General features: G+C 74.3%; 14 protein-coding genes. 9 read left to right on the forward strand and 5 right to left on the reverse strand.

Going from position 1 to position 17,310, the window contains the following annotated elements:
• Positions 1–28 precede the first annotated feature (28 nt).
• The 4 genes from CKY47_RS04920 to CKY47_RS04935 all read right to left on the reverse strand — a co-directional run bounded on the left by CKY47_RS04920 (position 29) and on the right by CKY47_RS04935 (position 6,079).
• Positions 29–1,681, reverse strand: a complete 1,653-nt coding sequence (locus tag CKY47_RS04920) for a serine hydrolase domain-containing protein (protein ID WP_306744381.1) — start codon at positions 1,679–1,681, stop codon at positions 29–31.
• Positions 1,682–1,693: 12 nt separating this feature from the next.
• Complete coding sequence (locus CKY47_RS04925) at positions 1,694–2,962, reverse strand: exo-beta-N-acetylmuramidase NamZ family protein (protein WP_306744382.1); 1,269 nt, start codon at positions 2,960–2,962, stop codon at positions 1,694–1,696.
• Positions 2,959–4,701, reverse strand: a complete 1,743-nt coding sequence (locus tag CKY47_RS04930; RefSeq protein ID WP_371320610.1) for a glycoside hydrolase family 3 protein — start codon at positions 4,699–4,701, stop codon at positions 2,959–2,961. Before CKY47_RS04930 ends, CKY47_RS04925 begins: the two co-directional genes overlap by 4 nt.
• 565 nt (positions 4,702–5,266) lie before the next feature.
• The gene (locus CKY47_RS04935) at positions 5,267–6,079 is read right to left on the reverse strand and encodes an HAD-IB family hydrolase (RefSeq protein WP_306744383.1); all 813 of its coding nucleotides are present in this window, start codon (positions 6,077–6,079) and stop codon (positions 5,267–5,269) included.
• A gap of 493 nt (positions 6,080–6,572) precedes the next feature.
• Between CKY47_RS04935 and ssd the strand changes: the two genes are divergently transcribed.
• From ssd to CKY47_RS04975, 8 genes are all read left to right on the forward strand, one after another.
• Positions 6,573–7,622: a septum site-determining protein Ssd gene (ssd, locus tag CKY47_RS04940; protein ID WP_306744384.1), complete on the forward strand. Its 1,050-nt coding sequence runs from the start codon at positions 6,573–6,575 to the stop codon at positions 7,620–7,622.
• Between the two features lie 342 nt (positions 7,623–7,964).
• Complete coding sequence (locus tag CKY47_RS04945) at positions 7,965–9,095, forward strand: TadA family conjugal transfer-associated ATPase (protein ID WP_306744385.1); 1,131 nt, start codon at positions 7,965–7,967, stop codon at positions 9,093–9,095.
• Positions 9,092–9,934: a type II secretion system F family protein gene (locus CKY47_RS04950; protein ID WP_306744386.1), complete on the forward strand. Its 843-nt coding sequence runs from the start codon at positions 9,092–9,094 to the stop codon at positions 9,932–9,934. Before CKY47_RS04945 ends, CKY47_RS04950 begins: the two co-directional genes overlap by 4 nt.
• Positions 9,931–10,485, forward strand: a complete 555-nt coding sequence (locus tag CKY47_RS04955; protein ID WP_306744387.1) for a type II secretion system F family protein — start codon at positions 9,931–9,933, stop codon at positions 10,483–10,485. The genes CKY47_RS04950 and CKY47_RS04955 overlap by 4 nt, the downstream gene beginning before the upstream one ends.
• A 23-nt stretch (positions 10,486–10,508) precedes the next feature.
• Positions 10,509–10,664 carry a DUF4244 domain-containing protein gene (locus CKY47_RS04960; protein WP_306744388.1) on the forward strand — a complete coding sequence of 52 codons (156 nt, stop codon included), beginning with the start codon at positions 10,509–10,511 and terminating at the stop codon, positions 10,662–10,664.
• An 83-nt stretch (positions 10,665–10,747) separates the two neighbouring features.
• On the forward strand, positions 10,748–11,098 hold the full coding sequence (locus tag CKY47_RS04965) for a TadE family type IV pilus minor pilin (protein ID WP_306744389.1): 351 nt from the start codon (positions 10,748–10,750) through the stop codon (positions 11,096–11,098).
• On the forward strand, positions 11,076–11,429 hold the full coding sequence (locus CKY47_RS04970; protein ID WP_306744390.1) for an Rv3654c family TadE-like protein: 354 nt from the start codon (positions 11,076–11,078) through the stop codon (positions 11,427–11,429). The genes CKY47_RS04965 and CKY47_RS04970 overlap by 23 nt, the downstream gene beginning before the upstream one ends.
• Positions 11,430–11,696: 267 nt before the next feature.
• Positions 11,697–12,296: a bifunctional DNA primase/polymerase gene (locus tag CKY47_RS04975; protein WP_306744391.1), complete on the forward strand. Its 600-nt coding sequence runs from the start codon at positions 11,697–11,699 to the stop codon at positions 12,294–12,296.
• On the opposite strand, the gene CKY47_RS04980 is transcribed toward CKY47_RS04975, so the two are convergent.
• The gene (locus CKY47_RS04980) at positions 12,266–14,644 is read right to left on the reverse strand and encodes a DEAD/DEAH box helicase (protein ID WP_306744392.1); all 2,379 of its coding nucleotides are present in this window, start codon (positions 14,642–14,644) and stop codon (positions 12,266–12,268) included. The genes CKY47_RS04975 and CKY47_RS04980 overlap by 31 nt on opposite strands.
• 281 nt (positions 14,645–14,925) lie before the next feature.
• Between CKY47_RS04980 and CKY47_RS04985 the strand changes: the two genes are divergently transcribed.
• Positions 14,926–17,256: a sodium-translocating pyrophosphatase gene (locus CKY47_RS04985; protein WP_306744393.1), complete on the forward strand. Its 2,331-nt coding sequence runs from the start codon at positions 14,926–14,928 to the stop codon at positions 17,254–17,256.
• Positions 17,257–17,310: the final 54 nt, after the last annotated feature.

The raw sequence follows: 17,310 nt of genomic DNA on the forward strand, positions 1-17,310 counted from the left end.
TCCCACCACTTGGCGGCAGGGTGGGTGACTAGCGGTCCGCGACCCGCCACCCTTCGGAGTGCAACCCCGCCGGCTCGCGTTCCGCGTCGAGCAGCACGCCCCGCCGGTCGGTGATCCGCACCGAGTCCACGTACGCGCCCCGGCCGCCGTAACCGGTGCCCTGGACGTACCGCCAGCGGAACGCCACCGCCGCCTCGGTCACGACCTCGACCCGCTGCCACCGCCGCTGCCCGTACCCGGTCAGCACCCGGACCTCGCGCCAGGTCGCCCCGTCGTCGGTCGCCTCCACCACGACCGAGTCGCCCGGGTCGAGGTCCACGAACGCGTCGAACACCAGCTTCCGCTGCCCGGGGCGCTGCTCCAGGGCCCGGGTGGTCAACGTGGCGCCGCCCGCGGTCGGTGTGTGCGCGGTGCCGTGCCGCGGCTTCACCGCCATCGCCTGCGCCAAGCCGTTCGCGACCGCCCGGCGGGCCGGGTTGATCGAGCCCCAGTCGCGGCTCGGGTGCACCCGGTTGGTCAGCAGGACCGCGATCGACCTCGACAGCGGGTCGAGCACCAGCGTCGTGCCGGTGAACCCGGTGTGCCCGGCGGCCCTCGCGGAGGTCAGCGCGCCCATGTACCAGCGCTGGTCCAGCTCGAAGCCCAGGCCGTGCGAGTTGCCCGGGAACGCCTGGTTGAAGTCGGTGAGCATCAGCTCGACGGTGTCCGGCCGCAGGATGCGCCGACCGCCGTACGAGCCGCCGTTGAGGATCGCCTGGCCGAGGACGGCCAGTTCACGGGCCGTGGAGAACATGCCCGCGTGCCCGGCGACACCGCCCAGCGACCACGCGTTCTCGTCGTGCACGACGCCGCGCACGACGCCCCGGCCGGCCTGGTACTCGGTCGCCGCGATCCGGTCGAGCTTGCTCGCGGGCGGGTTGTAGCCGGTGTCCTTCAGGCCCAGCGGCGCGGTGATGCCCTCGCGGACCAGCACGTCCAGCGACGTGCCGGACCACTTCTGCGCGAGCAGCCCCAGCGTGATCAGGTTCAGGTCGGAGTAGACGTACGCGGTGCCCGGCGGGTTGACCGGCGTGGTGTCCATGACGGCCTTCACCCGCGACGGCACGTCCGGGTACCGCGACCACAGCGGCAGCCACGCCACCAGGCCGGACGTGTGCGTGAGCAGCTGCTCCACCGTGATGGACGACTTGCCGTTGACGCCGAACTCGGGCAGGTGCTCGGCGACCGGGTCGTCCAGCTCGAACCTGCCCAGCTCGTGCTGGCGCATCACGACGATCGACGTGAACAGCTTCGAGATCGACGCCAGGTCGAAGATCGTGTCGCGGGTCATCGGCACCCGCTGGTCCTCGGGCAGCTCGACGGCCGAGCCGTCGCCGTAGCGGACCGCCCAGCCCGTCGGCTCGTGGGTGACCACGGTGCCCTCGTGCGCGAGCAGCGTGACGGCGCCCGCGAACAGGGGGTGACCGGTGGCGTCCGGTCTCGTGTACTGCTCGACCCGGTCCAGGGCGGCGTCGATCGGGGCCGGGTCGAGCCCGGCCCGTTCCGGGCTGCCGGCGCGCAGCACGGAGCTGTGCGCCCAACCGTCGTGCGGCCGGTCGAAGCGGGCCTCGTGGCCGCCGGTGGCGTGCGCGGGTGTCGTGATCACGAGCGTGGTGGCGACAAGCAGGGCAGGGATGCGCATCGCTCTCTCCATCTACCGGTAGCGCAGGTATCGCCGGCGGGTGCGGTCGAACGCGGCCAGCTCCTCGGACCAGGCGCCGACCACCTCGTCGGTGCCCGCGCCCGCGTCGACCATGCGGCGCAGCCGGTCCGAGCCGCTGAGCTTGTCGATCCAGTTGTCCGGCCGCCACGCGAACACCTGCGGGTACCGGGCCTTCGCGGCGACGATCATGGCCACGGCGGTGCGCGGCGCGTCGAACCGGTCCGGGTCGGTGACGTGCACGGCCACCCCGCCGCACAGCTGGTTCGCGAACTTCTGGAACGTCGGCGTGAAGTGGGTCTCGCGGAACCGGACGCCGGGCAGGCCCTGCGCGTTCAGGTCCTCGGCCCACCGCCAGTCCAGGCCCGGCGCGCCGATCGTCTCGAACGGGCGGGTCGTGCCGCGGCCCTCGGAGAACACCAGGCCCTCGAACAGGCACGTGCCGGGGTAGACCAGCGCGGTGTCGCGCGTCGGCACGTTGGGGCTGGGCGGGATCCACGGCAGGCCGGTGTCGAGCTGGTCGCGGCGCCAGCCCTTGACGTCGACGACCTCCAGGCCGCCGACCCGCCCGCCGTCGGTCGGCAGGAACTCGCCGTCGAAGAAGCGGGCCAGCTCGCCGATCGTCATGCCGTGCTGCTGCGCGATCGGCTTGCGGCCGACGCCGGTGGCGTACGCCGGGTCGAGCTGCGGCCCGCGGGCCCTGCCGCCGACCGGGTTGGGGCGGTCCAGCACGACGAACCGCGCGCCCGTCGCGGCGGCGGCCTGCATCGCCGTGTACATCGTCCAGATGTAGGTGTAGAAGCGCGCGCCGATGTCCGCGATGTCGAACACCAGCGTGTCCACGCCCGCCTTGGCGACCATGCCGGCGAACTTCGTCGCGTTCGCGCCGTAGGCGTCGTAGACCGGGATGCCGGTGCGCGGGTCGAGGTAGTCGCCCTCCGAGCCGCCGGCCTGCGCCGTGCCGCGGAAGCCGTGCTCCGGGCCGAACGCGGCCACCGGCGGCACGCCCGCGGCCACCATGGAGTCGACGATGTGCGTGTGGTCGCGCAGCGCGCCGGTCGGGTTGGTGACGACGCCGACCTTGGCGCCCGCGAACCGGCGCCAGCCGTCGGCGGCCAGCTGCTCCGCCCCGGTCTCCAACCTCCTCGTCCGGCCGGGACCGGCCGCGGTGTCGGGACCGGCGGAGGCGTCGGCGGGGAGGGCGGCGAGGGCGGGCGCGGCGAGCGCGCCGGCGAGGAAGTGCCTGCGGTCCACGGCGCTCACCAGGCCAGGCCGTGGCCGAGCGGGTACGGCGTGGGTCCCGGCACGTCCACCGGGAGCCTGCCCGCCGGACGCACCTCCCCGGTGATGACGCGGGCCAGCGACTCCATCGACACCGCGCTGTAGGAGTAGGTGGCGAGCCACGTCGGCGCGGCGGTGTGCGCCACGTCGTACGGGTTCTGCGCGGCCACCGCGACCACCGGCTTGCCGGTCGCGAGCAGCCTGGTCAGCAGGGTCTGCTGGGCGGGCCGGGCCGACAGGCCGTTGGTCAGCACGACCACGACGTCCGCGGCCGCCGCCGCCTGCACGGCCGCCGCGACCTGGGCCTCGGTCGGCGCGGTGCCGGTCGGCAGGGCCGTGCCGCCGAGGACGCCCGCGAGGGTGCGCGTCGTCGTCTCGCCCCACCCGGTGACCAGTGCGGCGGTCGGCCTCGCGGCCAGCGGCAGCACGCCCGCGTCGTTGCGCACGGCGGTGATCGTGCGGTCGGTGATGCGGCGCGCGTCGGCCAGGTGCTCCGGTGCGCCGACGACCGCCCCGACCCCCTCCACGTCCACGCGCGGGCTGGTCAGCATGCCCCGCAGCAGCTTCATCCGCAGCACCCGCAGCACGCTCTGGTCGATCCGCCGCTCGGTCAGCTCGCCGCCGCGCACGGCCGCGACCACGCTGTCGACCGCCAGTCGGAGGTCCACCGGCATCAACAGCTGGTCCACGCCCGCCTTGAGGGCCAGGACGGGGATCTCGGCGTCGCCGTGCAGCTGCCGCACGCCCGCCATGGCCAGCGAGTCGGTGATGACCACGCCGTCGTAGTCGAGTTCCTCGCGCAGCAGGTCCAGCGTCGGCTTGGACAGCGTGGCCGGCTCACCGGAGGGGTCGATCCGCGGCATCGTGATGTGCGCGGTCATGATCGAGTCGATGCCCGCCGCGATGGCCGCCTCGAACGGTGGCGCGTCCAGCTCCCGCCACTGCTCGGCGGTGCGGTCGACGGTCGGCAGGCTCGTGTGGCTGTCCTCGGCGGTGTCGCCGTGGCCGGGGAAGTGCTTGGCGGTGGCGCTCACCGAGTCCCGCCCGAGGGGCCTGCCCTGGTAGCCGCGCACCTGGGCGGCGGTCAGCTCGGCGGCCAGCGCGGGGTCGCTGGAGTACGAGCGGACGCCGATCACCGGGTTCGCCGGGTTCGAGTTGACGTCCGCGTCCGGTGCGAAGTTCTGGTTGACGCCCATCGCGCGCAGTTCGCGGGCGGTGATGCGGGCGGCGCGCTCGGCGTCCTGGGCGCTGCGGCCCGCGCCGAGCGCCATGTTGCCGGGGAACTGGGTGGCCGGGGCGCCGATGCGGGTGACGATGCCCATCTCCTGGTCGGTGGAGATGGCCAGCGGGATGCGGCTCGCGCGCTGGAGCCCGTTGGACAGGGTCGCGATCTGGCGCGGGGTGTCGATGTTGTCGTAGCTGGAGTTGTTGAAGTAGACGACCCCGCCCGGCTGGAACTTCGCCACCACCTCGGCCGGGGAGGCCACGCCGAAGTCGCGCAGGTTGCCGGGGTGCTGCTCGTCCGGCGCCTGGCCGTGCACGTAGGTGACGAACAGCTGCCCCACCTTCTGCTCCAGCGTCATGCCGCGGGCCAGGGCGGCGGCCTGCTGCCGCACCTGGTCGACGACCCGCGCCTGGTCGGGCGCGGCGACGGCGAGCGGAGGCGGTGCGGCGGTGGACGCCGCGACCACGGCGACGGCGGCGACGAGCGGACGGAGCACGGCGGCCTCCCCACATGAAAACTTCCACCAGAAGGTGGTCGTAATCGGCAAGTTACCCACGTCACAGGGGCGGGTCAACGGGTTGCGCTGCGTGGGAATTGTCCTGGGGGCCACCGACAGGGGACCGGCTGCGACCGGTCGTCCGATCGGGTGTCTTTCCGATTCGGGCCCGAACATGACGTTGGGCCCCTCGTCGAGGGGCCCAACATCGCGGCGCGGACTGTCGAGTTACCAAGCGCGCAACTCGTGTCGTACCGACCTGGCCTCGGCGTCCGGCGTCCCGGTACGCAGGCCCTAGACGACAAGCCTCCCGCGGCGTGCCGCGCGTGGGTGTCTCGAAGTCCGCGCACGGAGCCCGGTCGGGGTGGACGCCGCTTCTCCTCCGCTTCGTCCCTGGCCGACCCGAGGTCCGCACCTCCATTTGTAGTACGTGTCGCGCGTCACAGCAAGTGCTCGATGGGGTGGACCGGTCAAGCGACGTTCCGTAGCGGATCCGGTGCTGTCACAGCGTTTCGGGACGTTCGCGGGTGTCGGTACCGCTGTCCGGGGGGAGGGGCCGGGTGGCTCAGCTCCGGCGACGGCGGCGCAGCCCGTACCAGGCGGCGCCCGCGACCGTCGCCGCGCCGAGGCCGATGGCCGTGACGGCGACCGTCGCGCCCGAGGGGCGGGGGATGCGGGCGTGCAGCGACACCGGGTCGGAGAACGTCAGCACCGGCCAGCCGCGCCGTTCGGCGACCCGGCGCAGCGCGCGGTCCGGGTTGACGGCGGTCGGGTGGCCGACGGCCTCCAGCAGCGGCAGGTCGCTGATCGAGTCCGAGTAGGCGTGGCAGCGGTCCAGGTCGTAGTGGTGCTCGGCGGCGAGCTGCTTCACGGCGACGGCCTTGTTCTCGCCCGCGCAGTAGAAGTCCACGTCGCCCGAGTACCGGCCGGCCGAGACGACCATGCGCGTGCCCACGCTGTGCGTCGCGCCGACCATGGTGGCGATGGGCGCCACCAGCTCCGCGCCGGACGCGGACACCACGACCACGTCGTGGCCCTCGTCCTTGTGCTCGGAGATGAGCTGCGTCGCCTCCTTGTAGACCAGGGGGTCGACGATGTCGTGCAGCGTCTCCTCGACGATCGAGCGCACCTGCTCGACGTCCCACCCCTGGCAGAGCGCGGTGATGTGCGAGCGCATCCGGTCCATCTGGTCGTCGTCGGCGCCGGCCAGCATGAAGACGAACTGCGCGTAGGCGCTCTTGAGCACCGCACGCCGGTTGATGAGGCCCTCTTGGAAGAACGGCCGGCTGAACGCCAGCGTGCTCGACTTGGCGATGACGGTCTTGTCCAGGTCGAAGAACGCGGCGACGCGGCTGCCCTCGGTGGCGTGCTCGGTCACGGCTCCAGCTTAGGGCGGTCGGCGGAGCGGACCGGCGCGAGCCGTTCGCCACTTTACGAACTGGATGTGCCGTCGGACGAAATTTCCCCTTCCCTCTGGCGGAAGGCACGCACGACCCTGGCCCGTGGGGATACAGTAGTGCCGTCCGGCTCGACCGGACGGGTTCAGTCCGACCCCCCGGGACTGAACCGATGACGACCCCCGTCCCTCCCCCCTGGCGGGGGTCGTCCCATGTCCGGGGTCGGTTCGCCCCCGTGGTCCCGCCGCGTTCCCGCGGCCGTTCCCGCCGTCGCCGCCACCGTTCCGCGTGTCACCTGGACGTGTGCCGCGCCGACGCGTGTCGCACTCCGCCGCCCGGTTCCCGGCCCTCCGGAGTTGTCCACAGGCTGTCAAGTTGTCCACATGTCGATCATGAATCGTTGTGTCGTTCCTCACCGCTCGCGACCGTGGACGCCGGAGATCCGCTCCGGGTGGGTCGAGCTGAGGAGGAACGGTGGAACGACCAGTGGTCCTGGTGTCCGACGCGGTTCTGCTGGACGAGGTCCTGCACGCCGCGGCGGTGGTCGGGTGCGAGGTGGAGCGCGTCGCCGACGCGCCCGCCCTGCGCGCCCGCTGGCACGACTCGCCGGTGGTGGTGCTGGACGAGGTGTCGGCGGGTGCGGCGGGGGAACTGCCCCGCCGGCCGGGGGTGCACGTGGTGGCCACCGGCCCGCCGGGCGAGGCGACGTGGCGGCGGGCCGTCGCGCTGGGCGCGGAGCAGGTGCTGGAGCTGCCCGCCGGTCAGGCCGCGCTGCGGGCCGCGTTCGCCGACGCCCTCGACGGCCCGTCCGGTGACGGCCGGGTCCTCGCGGTCCTGGGCGCACGCGGCGGTGCGGGCGCGTCGGTGCTGGCGGTGGCCGTGGGCCAGGCCGTGCTGTCGTCCGGCGGCCACGGCCTGCTGGTCGACTGCGACCCGCTCGGCGGCGGCCTCGACCTGACGCTCGGCGCCGAGCGCCAGGAGGGCCTGCGGTGGCCCACCCTGCACCTCAAGGGCGGTCGCGTCCCGGCGGCGGCGCTCCGCTCGGCGCTGCCCGGCCGCACCGGCAAGCGCGGCAGCCTGACCGTGCTGTCCTGCGGCCGGACGGGGCCGGGGCCCGAACCCGCCGCCGTGGTGGCGGTCGTCGAGGCGGGCAGGCGCGCGGGCGGCACCGTCGTGTGCGACGTCCCGCGCCAGCTCACCGCCGCCGCGTGCGCGGCGCTCGACCGGGCCGACCTGGCGGTCATGGTGGTGCCCGCCGACGTCAAGGCGTGTATGGCCGCGCAGCCCCTGGTCGACCAGGTGGCCGACCGGGGCGTTCGGCTGCGGGCCGTCGTGCGCGGCCCCTCCCCCGGCGGTCTGACCAGCGACGAGGTGGCCGAAGCGGTCGACCTCCCGCTGCTCACCAGCATGCGCCCGGAACGCCGCCTGGCCGCGGCGCTCGACCAGGGCCGCTTCCCCGGCACCACGCGCGGCCCGCTGGCCAAGGCCGCCCGGGAAGTCCTGGCGGCCCTCAATGACCACTGACCCGGAGGCAGCCGACCCGATGTGCGCCGACCCGATGTCCACCGGCCCGACCACTGCCGGATCGACCACTGCCGGCACCACCGGCCCGAAGCCGTTCCTGACCGCCCACCCCAACCACCGACCGCCCTCGACCTTCCGCACCTACCGCCCGACCGGGCCCGGCGGCGGGAAGCCCGCCGATCCCGACCCGTGCGGTGCCGGGCCGGCGGGGTCCCCCGGTGACCCGGCGGTGCGCGGGGGAGCGCCACCCGGGCAGCCGGTGCCGTGGCCGAGGCTGCCTCGCGAAGCGGTAGGCGGTGTCCGGGTCCGCTCCACCCGGCTCCGGTCCCGGTGGGGTGCGCGATGAGCGATCTCGTGGAGCGCGTCCGGCTGAGGCTGGCCAACGGGAGCGGCGACCTGACGTCCGCCGCGGTCGCCGAGGCGGTCCGCTGCGAGGCGGGCGGGGTCCTCGGGGACGAGGACGTCCAGCGGGCGCTCGCGGTGCTGCGGCAGGAGTTCGTCGGGGCGGGGCTCCTCGAACCGCTGCTGCGCGACCCGGACACCACCGACGTCCTCGTCACCGCGCCGGACCAGGTGTGGGTGGACGGTGTCGGCGGCCTGCGCCGGACCGGGATCTGCTTCCCCGACGAACCTGCCGTCCGACGGCTCGCCCAACGGCTCTCGGCGGTGGCCGGGCGGCGGCTGGACGACGCCGCGCCGTACGTCGACGGGTGGCTGCCCGGCGCGGTGCGCCTGCACGCCGTGTTGCCGCCGATCGCGCCGTCCACCTGCCTGTCGCTGCGCGTGCTCCGACCGGCGGCGCACGACCTGGCCGCGTTGCAGGCGTGCGGCACGTTCGACGGGCCCACCGCCGAGCTGCTGCGGGCGATCGTGCGGGCGCGCCAGGCGTTCCTGGTCGTCGGGGGCACCGGGTCCGGGAAGACGACGCTGCTCGCCGCCCTCCTGGGCTGCGTGCCGCACCACGAGCGCGTGGTCTGCGTGGAGGACGCGGGGGAGCTGCGACCGGACCACCCGCAGGTCGTCCGGCTGCTCGCCCGCGGCCCGAACGTCGAGGGGGCGGGCGAGGTGACGCTGCGCGACCTGGTCCGCCAGGCGTTGCGGATGCGCCCCGACCGGATCGTGGTCGGCGAGGTGCGCGGCGCCGAGGTGTGCGAGCTGCTGTCCGCCCTGAACACCGGCCACGACGGCGGCGCGGGCACCCTGCACGCGAACTCGCCCGCCGAGGTGCCCGCGAGGCTGGAGGCGCTGGCCGCCTCGGGCGGGCTCGACCGGGCCGCGCTGCACAGCCAGCTCGCCGCCGCGGTCAAGGTCGTGCTGCACGTGCGCCGCGCCGCCGACGGCACCCGGCACCTGGCCGAGGTCGGCGTCCTGGGCCACCGGGACGGACGGCCGGCGGTGGTCCCGGCATGGCACCGCGACGGCGGTTGGCAGGAGGCGGGCGAGGAGCTCAAGTCCCTGGTGGGGTGGACGTGAGCGGCCTGCTCCCGACCCTCGCGCCGCCGACCCTCCCGCTGCCGGCCCCGGTGCTGCCGGCCCCGGTGCTGCTGGCCTCGGCCGTGCTGCTGGCCTCGGCCGTGCTGCTGGTGCCGTCGACCTCGGCCCGCCGGCGGCTGACCGGTCCGCGCCGCCGGTCGATCCGCCGCCGGGTCCCCGCACCCACGGGACTCGCGGTGCTCGTGGCGGGCGTGGCGCTCGGCCTGCCGGCGGGCGTCGGGGGCGCGATCGCGGGCGCGGCGCTCGCCGCGACCGCGTGGCGCGTGCACCGCGACACCGCGCGGCAACGCGACCGGCTCCGGGCGACGGGCGCGCTGGCGGACGGCCTGGGCGGTTTCGTCGCGGAGCTGCGCTCGGGCGCCCACCCGGCGGACGCCGCGACCGGGGCGGCCGAGGACGCCGAGCCACCCGCGAGGGACGTCCTGCGCGCCATCGCGGCCACGTCGGCTCGGGGCGGTGACGTGGAGGCGGCCCTGGCCGGCTTCCCGGACGCCCACCACCTCGCCAGGGCGTGGCGGTTGTCCGCGGACCACGGCGTGCCGCTGGCCGACGTGCTCGACGCGGTGCGCCGGGACCTGGGCCGCCGCACCGCGTTCACCAGGCAGGTGCACGCGCGCATGGCGGGTCCACGGGCCAGCGCGGCGGTCCTGGCCGGCCTGCCGCTGCTCGGCGTCCTGCTGGGCGAGGCGAGCGGAGCCGGGCCGCTCGCCGTGCTCGCCGGCACCGCTGTCGGCCAGGTCCTGCTGGTGGTCGGTGCGCTGCTGATCTGCGGCGGACTGCGGTGGAGCGGGCGACTGACGAGGCAGGTGGTCGCGTGAGCGCGTTCCTGCTGGCGCTGGCGCTGGTCGTGTTCCCGGTCCGGTCCGCCGCGAGCGCCAGGGTGAGGCCGCCGCGCCGGCGGCCCCGCAAGTCCAGGGCCCGCCCGCCGGACCCGTTCGCGCAGGCGGCGACCTGGGACCTCCTGGCCGCGGCGCTGCGGGCGGGGCTCCCGGTGGCCCGGGCGGTGCACGCCGTCCTGGCGGGCGTCCCGCCGGGAGCGGCCGAGCGCCTCCGGGAGGTCGGCGATTTGCTGGACCTGGGCGCGGACCCGGTGACGGCCTGGGCGGGCGCCCTGCGCCACCCGGACACGGCTCCGCTGGCCCGCGCCGCCCGGCGGACCGCGAGGTCGGGCGCGGCCCTGGCGGGGGCCGCCGCGGACCTGGCCGCGGAGGCCAGGGCGACTGTCGCCGACCGGGCCGAGGCGCGTGCGCAACGGGCGGCCGTGCTGGTGGCGGGGCCGTTGGCGCTGTGCTTCCTGCCGGCGTTCCTGTGCCTGGGTGTCGCGCCCGTGGTGATCGGTCTGATCGGGAAGGTGGGGAAGAGCTGGTGATTGTCCACAGTGGAGGGATCAGGGTGTTGGGAGACGAGGGGATGTCGACGGCCGAGTACGCGATCGGCACGTTGGCCGCCGCGGGGTTGGCGATGGTGCTCTACGGGATCGTCAACGGCGACTGGGTCGTGGACGCGGTGCGGGGGTTGCTGGAACAGGCCTTCACGGTGGGCCTGTGAGCGGTCGCCGAGGGACGCGGGGAGCGGGGGAGCGCGGGAGGGGCCGTCGCCGGGGCGCGTGTCGGCTCGGGGATCGCGGGGCGGTGACGGTCGAGGCCGCGGTCGCCGTGTGCGGGTTGGTCGTGGTGCTGGCGCTCGGGGTCGGGGCCGTGATGGCGGTGGTCGGGCAGGTTCGGTGCACGGACGCGGCTCGGGAGGTGGCCCGGGTTGTCGCCCGTGGCGATGAAGGGCTGGCCCGCGGGGTGGTGGACGTCGTCGCGCCGGGAGGGGCCTCGTTCGAGGTGCGGTGGGAGCGGGCGGGGGAAGGGGCGCGGGAAGGCGGGGGAGGCGGTGCGGGGGTGTGGGTCGAGGTGTGGGTGTCCCGGTTCGGGGTCGAGTTGCGGGCTCGGGCTTACGCGGTGGTGGAGCCGGGTGTCCGGGAAGGGGGGCGGTGACGCGGAGCGCGGGGCCGCGTCCGTCTTCGCGGTGGCCGTGGTGGGCGTGTGGGGCGCGCTGGTGGTCGTCGGAGTGCTGGTGGGCGAAGGCGTCGTCGCCCGCCACCGCGTCGAGGCCGCCGCCGACCTCGGGGCGCTGGCCGCCGCCTCGTGGGTGGTGGAGGGGGTGGACGTGGCCTGCTCGCGTGCGGGGCGGGTCGTCGGGCGGATGGGCGCCCGGCTGGACGGGTGCGTGGTCGACGGCTGGGAGGTGGAGGTGGTGGTGAGCGGCGGCGGGTCGTTGTTCGGCGCGCCCGGCGCTCGGGCTCGGGCAGGCCCGGCCGAAGGGTGAGCACCGGCCCGCACGACGAACGGTCGATCAGCGGCGGTGAGCGGACTCACACGACCGCATATTCGCGGCCTCGGCGCGGATGAGGGGTTCTGGCGCCGTTCGGCCGCACCGCGAGGCCGCCGCGCTCGCCGTGCCACATCGACCAGTTGTCGAACTGCGGGTTACCAGAACCCCCGGTCATGGCGTTAGTTCAAGTGGCGGCACCGACGCGGTGTCGAGGAACGCCCGACACGGTGTCGTGGTCGTGACAGAGGAGGCGAACGGAAGATGGAGTGGTCGGATAGCTGGCGCGGGGCATTCCGCATCGAGCTGCGCGCGGAGGCGGTCACCCTCGCGTGGCACGGGTGGTCTGTGCTGCCGGGCACCTATCCGGCGGGCGACCAGTGGGCCGGCCGCGACGGGCTGGAGCACCACGGCCCGGTCCCCGTGCACCACGACTGGGAGGCGCGCGTCGGCACCGAGCCCGACGAGGTCGCCACCTGGTGGGCCGGCCAGTCCTACAGCGTCCTGCTGGCCACCGGCCACGGTGTGGACGCCGTCGAGGTCAACGCCGAGCTGGGCCACCGCGCCGCCGTCGCGCTGCGGACCACCGGCAACCCCGTCCCGATCGTCGCCACCCCGGCCGGCCGGTGGATGTTCCTCGTCGCCTCCGGCGGCTCCGTGCGGGTGAACGACGACGTCCGGCACTACGCCGCCGGCGAGTACGTCCCGCTGCCGCCGACCCCCGCGCACCACGGTGTCGTGCACTGGAGGGTCAAGCCCCAGGTCTGCGGATGGGTCCTGCCCCCCGCGAGCGTGGTGCAGGACGCCCTCCTCCAGGCGCGGACCACCTCCGACTACGACCTGGTCACCGCCGACCGGTCGTGACCACCGTGGCCGTGCCGGACGTCGTGGGGCCTCTCCCCGACAACCCCGAGCACGACGTCCAGCACGGCCACCCCGCCCGCCTTGTCCAGCGGATCGTTGCCATTCCCGCACTTCGGCGACTGAACGCAGGACGGGCACCCGGCCGGACACGCGCAAGCAGCGATGGCCTCCCTAGTAGCGACCAACCACGGGACTACCGCGTTGAACCCGCGGTCGGCGAACCCGGCACCCCCCGGATGACCGTCGTGCACGAACACCGTCGCCTCCCCGGTGTCCTGGTGCAGTGCGGTCGAGACCCCGCCGATGTCCCAGCGGTCACAGGTCGCGAAGAGCGGTAGCAGGCCGATCGCCGCGTGTTCGGCGGCGTGCAGTGCGCCGGGGACGTGCGCCGGAGCCAGACCGGCGCCCCCCGGCGCACTGCCCAGCAACTCCGCCGAGACCGTGTACCAGACCGCGCGCGTCCGCAGCGTCTGCGCGGGCAGGTCCAACGGCACCGAGTCGACCACCTGACCGGACGACAGCTTCCGCAGGTAGCCGACGACCTGCGAGGTCACCTCCACCTCGCCCAGGCACACCGTGACGCCGCCGAAGTCCAGCCTCTCGACCTCGCGGACGATCGAGATGTCCTTGGTGTCGCGGGCCGTCGTGGACCAGTCCGGCCGCTCGGCGTGCACCAGCGCGATCCCGCTGTCCAGGTCGAGCCGGTCGACCACGTACGACTCGCCCTGGTGCAGGTAGACGGCGCCGTCGTGGACGGTCCGGTGCGCCGCGCCGGGGTCGACCGTGCCGAGCATCCGGCCCGAGTCGGCCTCCACGACCACGACCTGCTCACCGCCCGAGCCGCGGATGTCCACGTCGCCGTGCGGCCGGTCGCGCGACGTCCAGTACCAGCCGTTCGGGCGCCGCCGCAGCACCGTGCGGGCCACCATGTCGTCGAGCACGGCGAGCGCCGCGTCACCGCCGAAGTCGGCGAGCGAGTCGGGCGTCAGGGGCAGCTCGGCGGCGGCGCAGGCGAGCTGGGGTTCGAGGACGTACGGGTTCGCCGGGTCCAGCACGGTCGCCTCGACCGGTGTGTGCAGCACGGCGGACGGGTTGTGCACCAGGTACGTGTCCAGCGGGTCGTCGCGGGCGACGAAGACGACCAGCGCGTCGGAGTCGCCCGTGCGCCCCGCGCGGCCCGCCTGCTGCCAGAAGGAGGCGAGGGTGCCGGGGAAGCCGGCGACGACGACCGCGTCCAGCCCGACGATGTCGACGCCCAGTTCGAGGGCGTTGGTGGTGGCCACGCCGAGCAGGTCGCCGGAGGACACCGCCCGCTCCAGGGCGCGGCGCTCCTCGGGCAGGTAGCCGCCGCGGTAGGCGGCGACCCGGCCCGCCAGCTCCGGGTCGACCTCGGCGAGCACGCGGCGGGCGCCCAAGGCGGTCAGCTCGGCGCCCACGCGGGAGCGGACGAACGCGAGCGAGCGCGCGCCCTCGACGACGAGGTCGGCCAGGATGCGGGCGGTCTCCGCGCCCGCGGAGCGGCGGACCGGGGCGCCGTTCTCGCCCTCCAGGTCGTCCAGCAGGGGCGGTTCCCACAGGGCGACCGTGCGGGCCGCGCGGGGCGAGCCGTCGTCGGTGACGGCGGTGCAGGGCAGGCCGAGGAGGGCGGAGGCGGAGGCCGCCGGGTCGGCGACGGTGGCGGAGGCCAGCACGAACACGGGGTCGGCGCCGTAGCGGTTCGCGATCCGCCGCAGGCGGCGCATCAGCAGCGCCACGTGCGAGCCGAAGACCCCCCGGTACGTGTGGCACTCGTCGACCACGACGTACGACAGCCCGCGCAGGAACCTGATCCAGCGTGCGTGGTGGGGCAGCACGCCCCGGTGGAGCATGTCGGGGTTGGTGAACACCCAGTTCGCGTGCGCCCGGACCCAGTCGCGCTCCGCCATCGGCGTGTCGCCGTCGAACGGGGCGGCGCGGACGCCGGGCAGGCCCAGCGAGGTGACGGACCGGAGCTGGTCCGCGCCGAGCGCCTTGGTGGGCGAGAGGTAGAGGGCGGTCGCCCTCGGGTTGTCGACGAGCGCCGTGAGCACCGGGAGCTGGTACGCGAGCGACTTCCCCGAGGCGGTGCCGGTGGCGACGACGACGTGCTCGCCGGCGCGCGCCAGGTCCGCCGCCTGCGCCTGGTGCCGCCAGGGTTCCCGCACACCGCGGTCGACCAGCGCGGACACCACGTCGGGCGAGGCCCAGGACGGCCACGGCGCGTGGCGGGCGGGTTGCGCGGGCAGGTCCTCGCTGTGCGTCAGCGGGGATTCACCGACCGGGACCCCGGCGAGCACCCGGTCCAGCAGACGACGTCCCTGGTTCACCACGCACCCGAGCTTCGCACCACGCGCCGCACCCCCGCATACCGGCTCCGCCCACCACTTCCGCGCACCGGGGCGACGTGGCTTTCGCTTCCTGCGCGGATAACGGTGTGTGTACGGATCGGAGCGGGCCGTTGTCTCCTTGCGCGCTATGAATAGACTCCGCCGCTATCGCATCCAATGAGGGGTGCATCACGTCGTGTCGGGGCTGACAGTCGCGTGAGTGACCCGCCTCACATAACGGGGTGTGCCCGAAGTTGGGTTAGGAAAACTCACCAGGAGGACGGATGTCCCGGCAATTCCTCGCGGAGGGCCTCGAGCTCTCCGGAGGTGATCGCGGCCTCGTGGCCGTGGTCGCCGTGGTCGCGCTGGCCGCCCTGGCCGTCGGTTACGTGTTGCTTCGCGAGGTGCTGGCCGCGGGCCAGGGCACCTCCAAGATGCAGGACATCGCCAGGGCGGTCCAGGAGGGCGCGGCGGCCTACCTCAACCGGCAGTTCCGCACGCTCGGCATCTTCGTGGTCGTCGTGTTCGTGCTGCTGTTCGCGCTCCCGGCCGAAGACCTCGGCGAGCGCATCGGCAGGTCGCTGTTCTTCATCGTCGGCGCGGTCTTCTCGGCGATCATCGGCTACCTCGGCATGTGGCTGTCGACCCGCGCGAACGTGCGCGTCGCCGCCGCGGCCAAGGAAGCGGGTGGCCGGGAGAAGGCCATGCGGATCGCGTTCCGCACCGGCGGTGTGGTCGGCATGTTCACCGTCGGCCTCGGCCTCTTCGGCGCGGCCCTGGTCGTGCTGGTCTACGCCGGTCAGGCGCCCAAGGTGCTGGAGGGCTTCGGCTTCGGCGCCGCCCTCCTGGCCATGTTCATGCGCGTCGGCGGCGGCATCTTCACCAAGGCCGCGGACGTCGGCGCCGACCTGGTCGGCAAGGTCGAGCAGGGCATCCCCGAGGACGACCCGCGCAACGCCGCGACGATCGCCGACAACGTGGGCGACAACGTCGGCGACTGCGCCGGCATGGCCGCGGACCTGTTCGAGTCCTACGCGGTGACGCTGGTGGCGTCGCTGATCCTGGGCACGGCCGCGTTCGGCACGCAGGGCCTGCTGTTCCCGCTGATCGTGCCCGCGATCGGCGTGCTGACGGCGATCGTGGGCGTCTACATCACCCGCGCGCGCACCGGCGAGAACGGCCTGTCCGCGATCAACCGCTCGTTCTACATCTCGGCGGGCATCTCCGCCGTGCTGTGCACGGTGGCCGCGTTCGTCTACCTGCCCAGCTCCTTCGCCAACCTGAACCTCGCCGGCGCGTCCACGGACGCGAGCACCAGCGGCAACCCGGCGCTGATCGCCACCATCGCCGTGATCATCGGCATCCTGCTGGCCGGCGTCATCCTGTGGCTCACCGGCTACTACACCGGCACCGAGCACAAGCCGGTCAAGGAGGTCGGCCGGACCTCGCTGACCGGTGCGGCGACCGTCATCCTGTCCGGCATCTCGGTCGGCTTCGAGTCGGCCGTCTACACGGCGCTGGTCATCGGCGGCGCGGTGTACGGCGCGTTCCTGCTGTCCGGTTCGGCGATCGTGGCGCTGTTCGCGGTGGCCCTGGCCGGCTGCGGCCTGCTGACCACGGTCGGCGTCATCGTGGCCATGGACACCTTCGGCCCGGTCTCCGACAACGCGCAGGGCATCGCCGAGATGTCCGGTGACGTCGACGGCGAGGGCGCGCAGATCCTCACCGAGCTGGACGCGGTGGGCAACACGACGAAGGCCATCACGAAGGGCATCGCGATCGCGACGGCCGTGCTGGCCGCGACCGCGCTGTTCGGCTCGTACCGGGACGCGATCGACAAGGCGTTGCGGGGCGTGGGAGCCTCGTTCAACGACTCCGACTTCGTGTCGTTCGCGCCGAACGTGCTGGTCGGCCTGCTGATCGGCGCGGCCGTGGTGTTCATGTTCTCCGGCCTGGCCGTCAACGCGGTGACGCGGGCGGCGGGCGCGATCGTGTTCGAGGTGCGGCGGCAGTTCCGGGAGAACCCCGGGATCATGGACGGCACCGTGAAGCCCGAGTACGGCCGCGTCGTGGACATCTGCACGCGCGACTCGCTGCGCGAGCTGGCCACGCCGGGTCTGCTGGCGGTCATGGCCCCGATCGCGGTGGGCTTCGGCCTGGGTGTCGGGCCGCTGGCCGGGTACCTGGCCGGCGCGATCGCCACCGGCACGCTGATGGCGGTGTTCCTGGCCAACTCCGGTGGCGCCTGGGACAACGCGAAGAAGCTCGTCGAGGACGGCAACCACGGCGGCAAGGGGTCGGACGCGCACGCGGCGACGGTCATCGGCGACACCGTCGGCGACCCGTTCAAGGACACCGCCGGTCCGGCCATCAACCCGCTGATCAAGGTCATGAACCTGGTCTCGGTGCTGATCGCGCCGGCGATCGTCACGTTCTCGGTGGGCGCGGACGCGTCGCCCGGGGTGCGGTACGCGATCGCGATCGTGGCCGCCCTGGTGATCGTGGTGGCCGTGGTGGTGTCGAAGCGGCGGGGTACCGCCATCTCGGACGAGCCGCCCGCCGGGCCCACGTCGGTCTCCTCCGAAGGTGCTTCGGTGGCCAACGGCGCCGCGTAGCGCCGAGGGCCGGAAGAGCGGGGCGTCCTCCGGGGCGCCCCGCTCCTGTTCGTG

It is taken from the genome of Saccharothrix longispora, from assembly GCF_030852425.1.
GTDB classification, from domain to species: Bacteria; Actinomycetota; Actinomycetes; order Mycobacteriales; family Pseudonocardiaceae; genus Actinosynnema; species Actinosynnema longispora.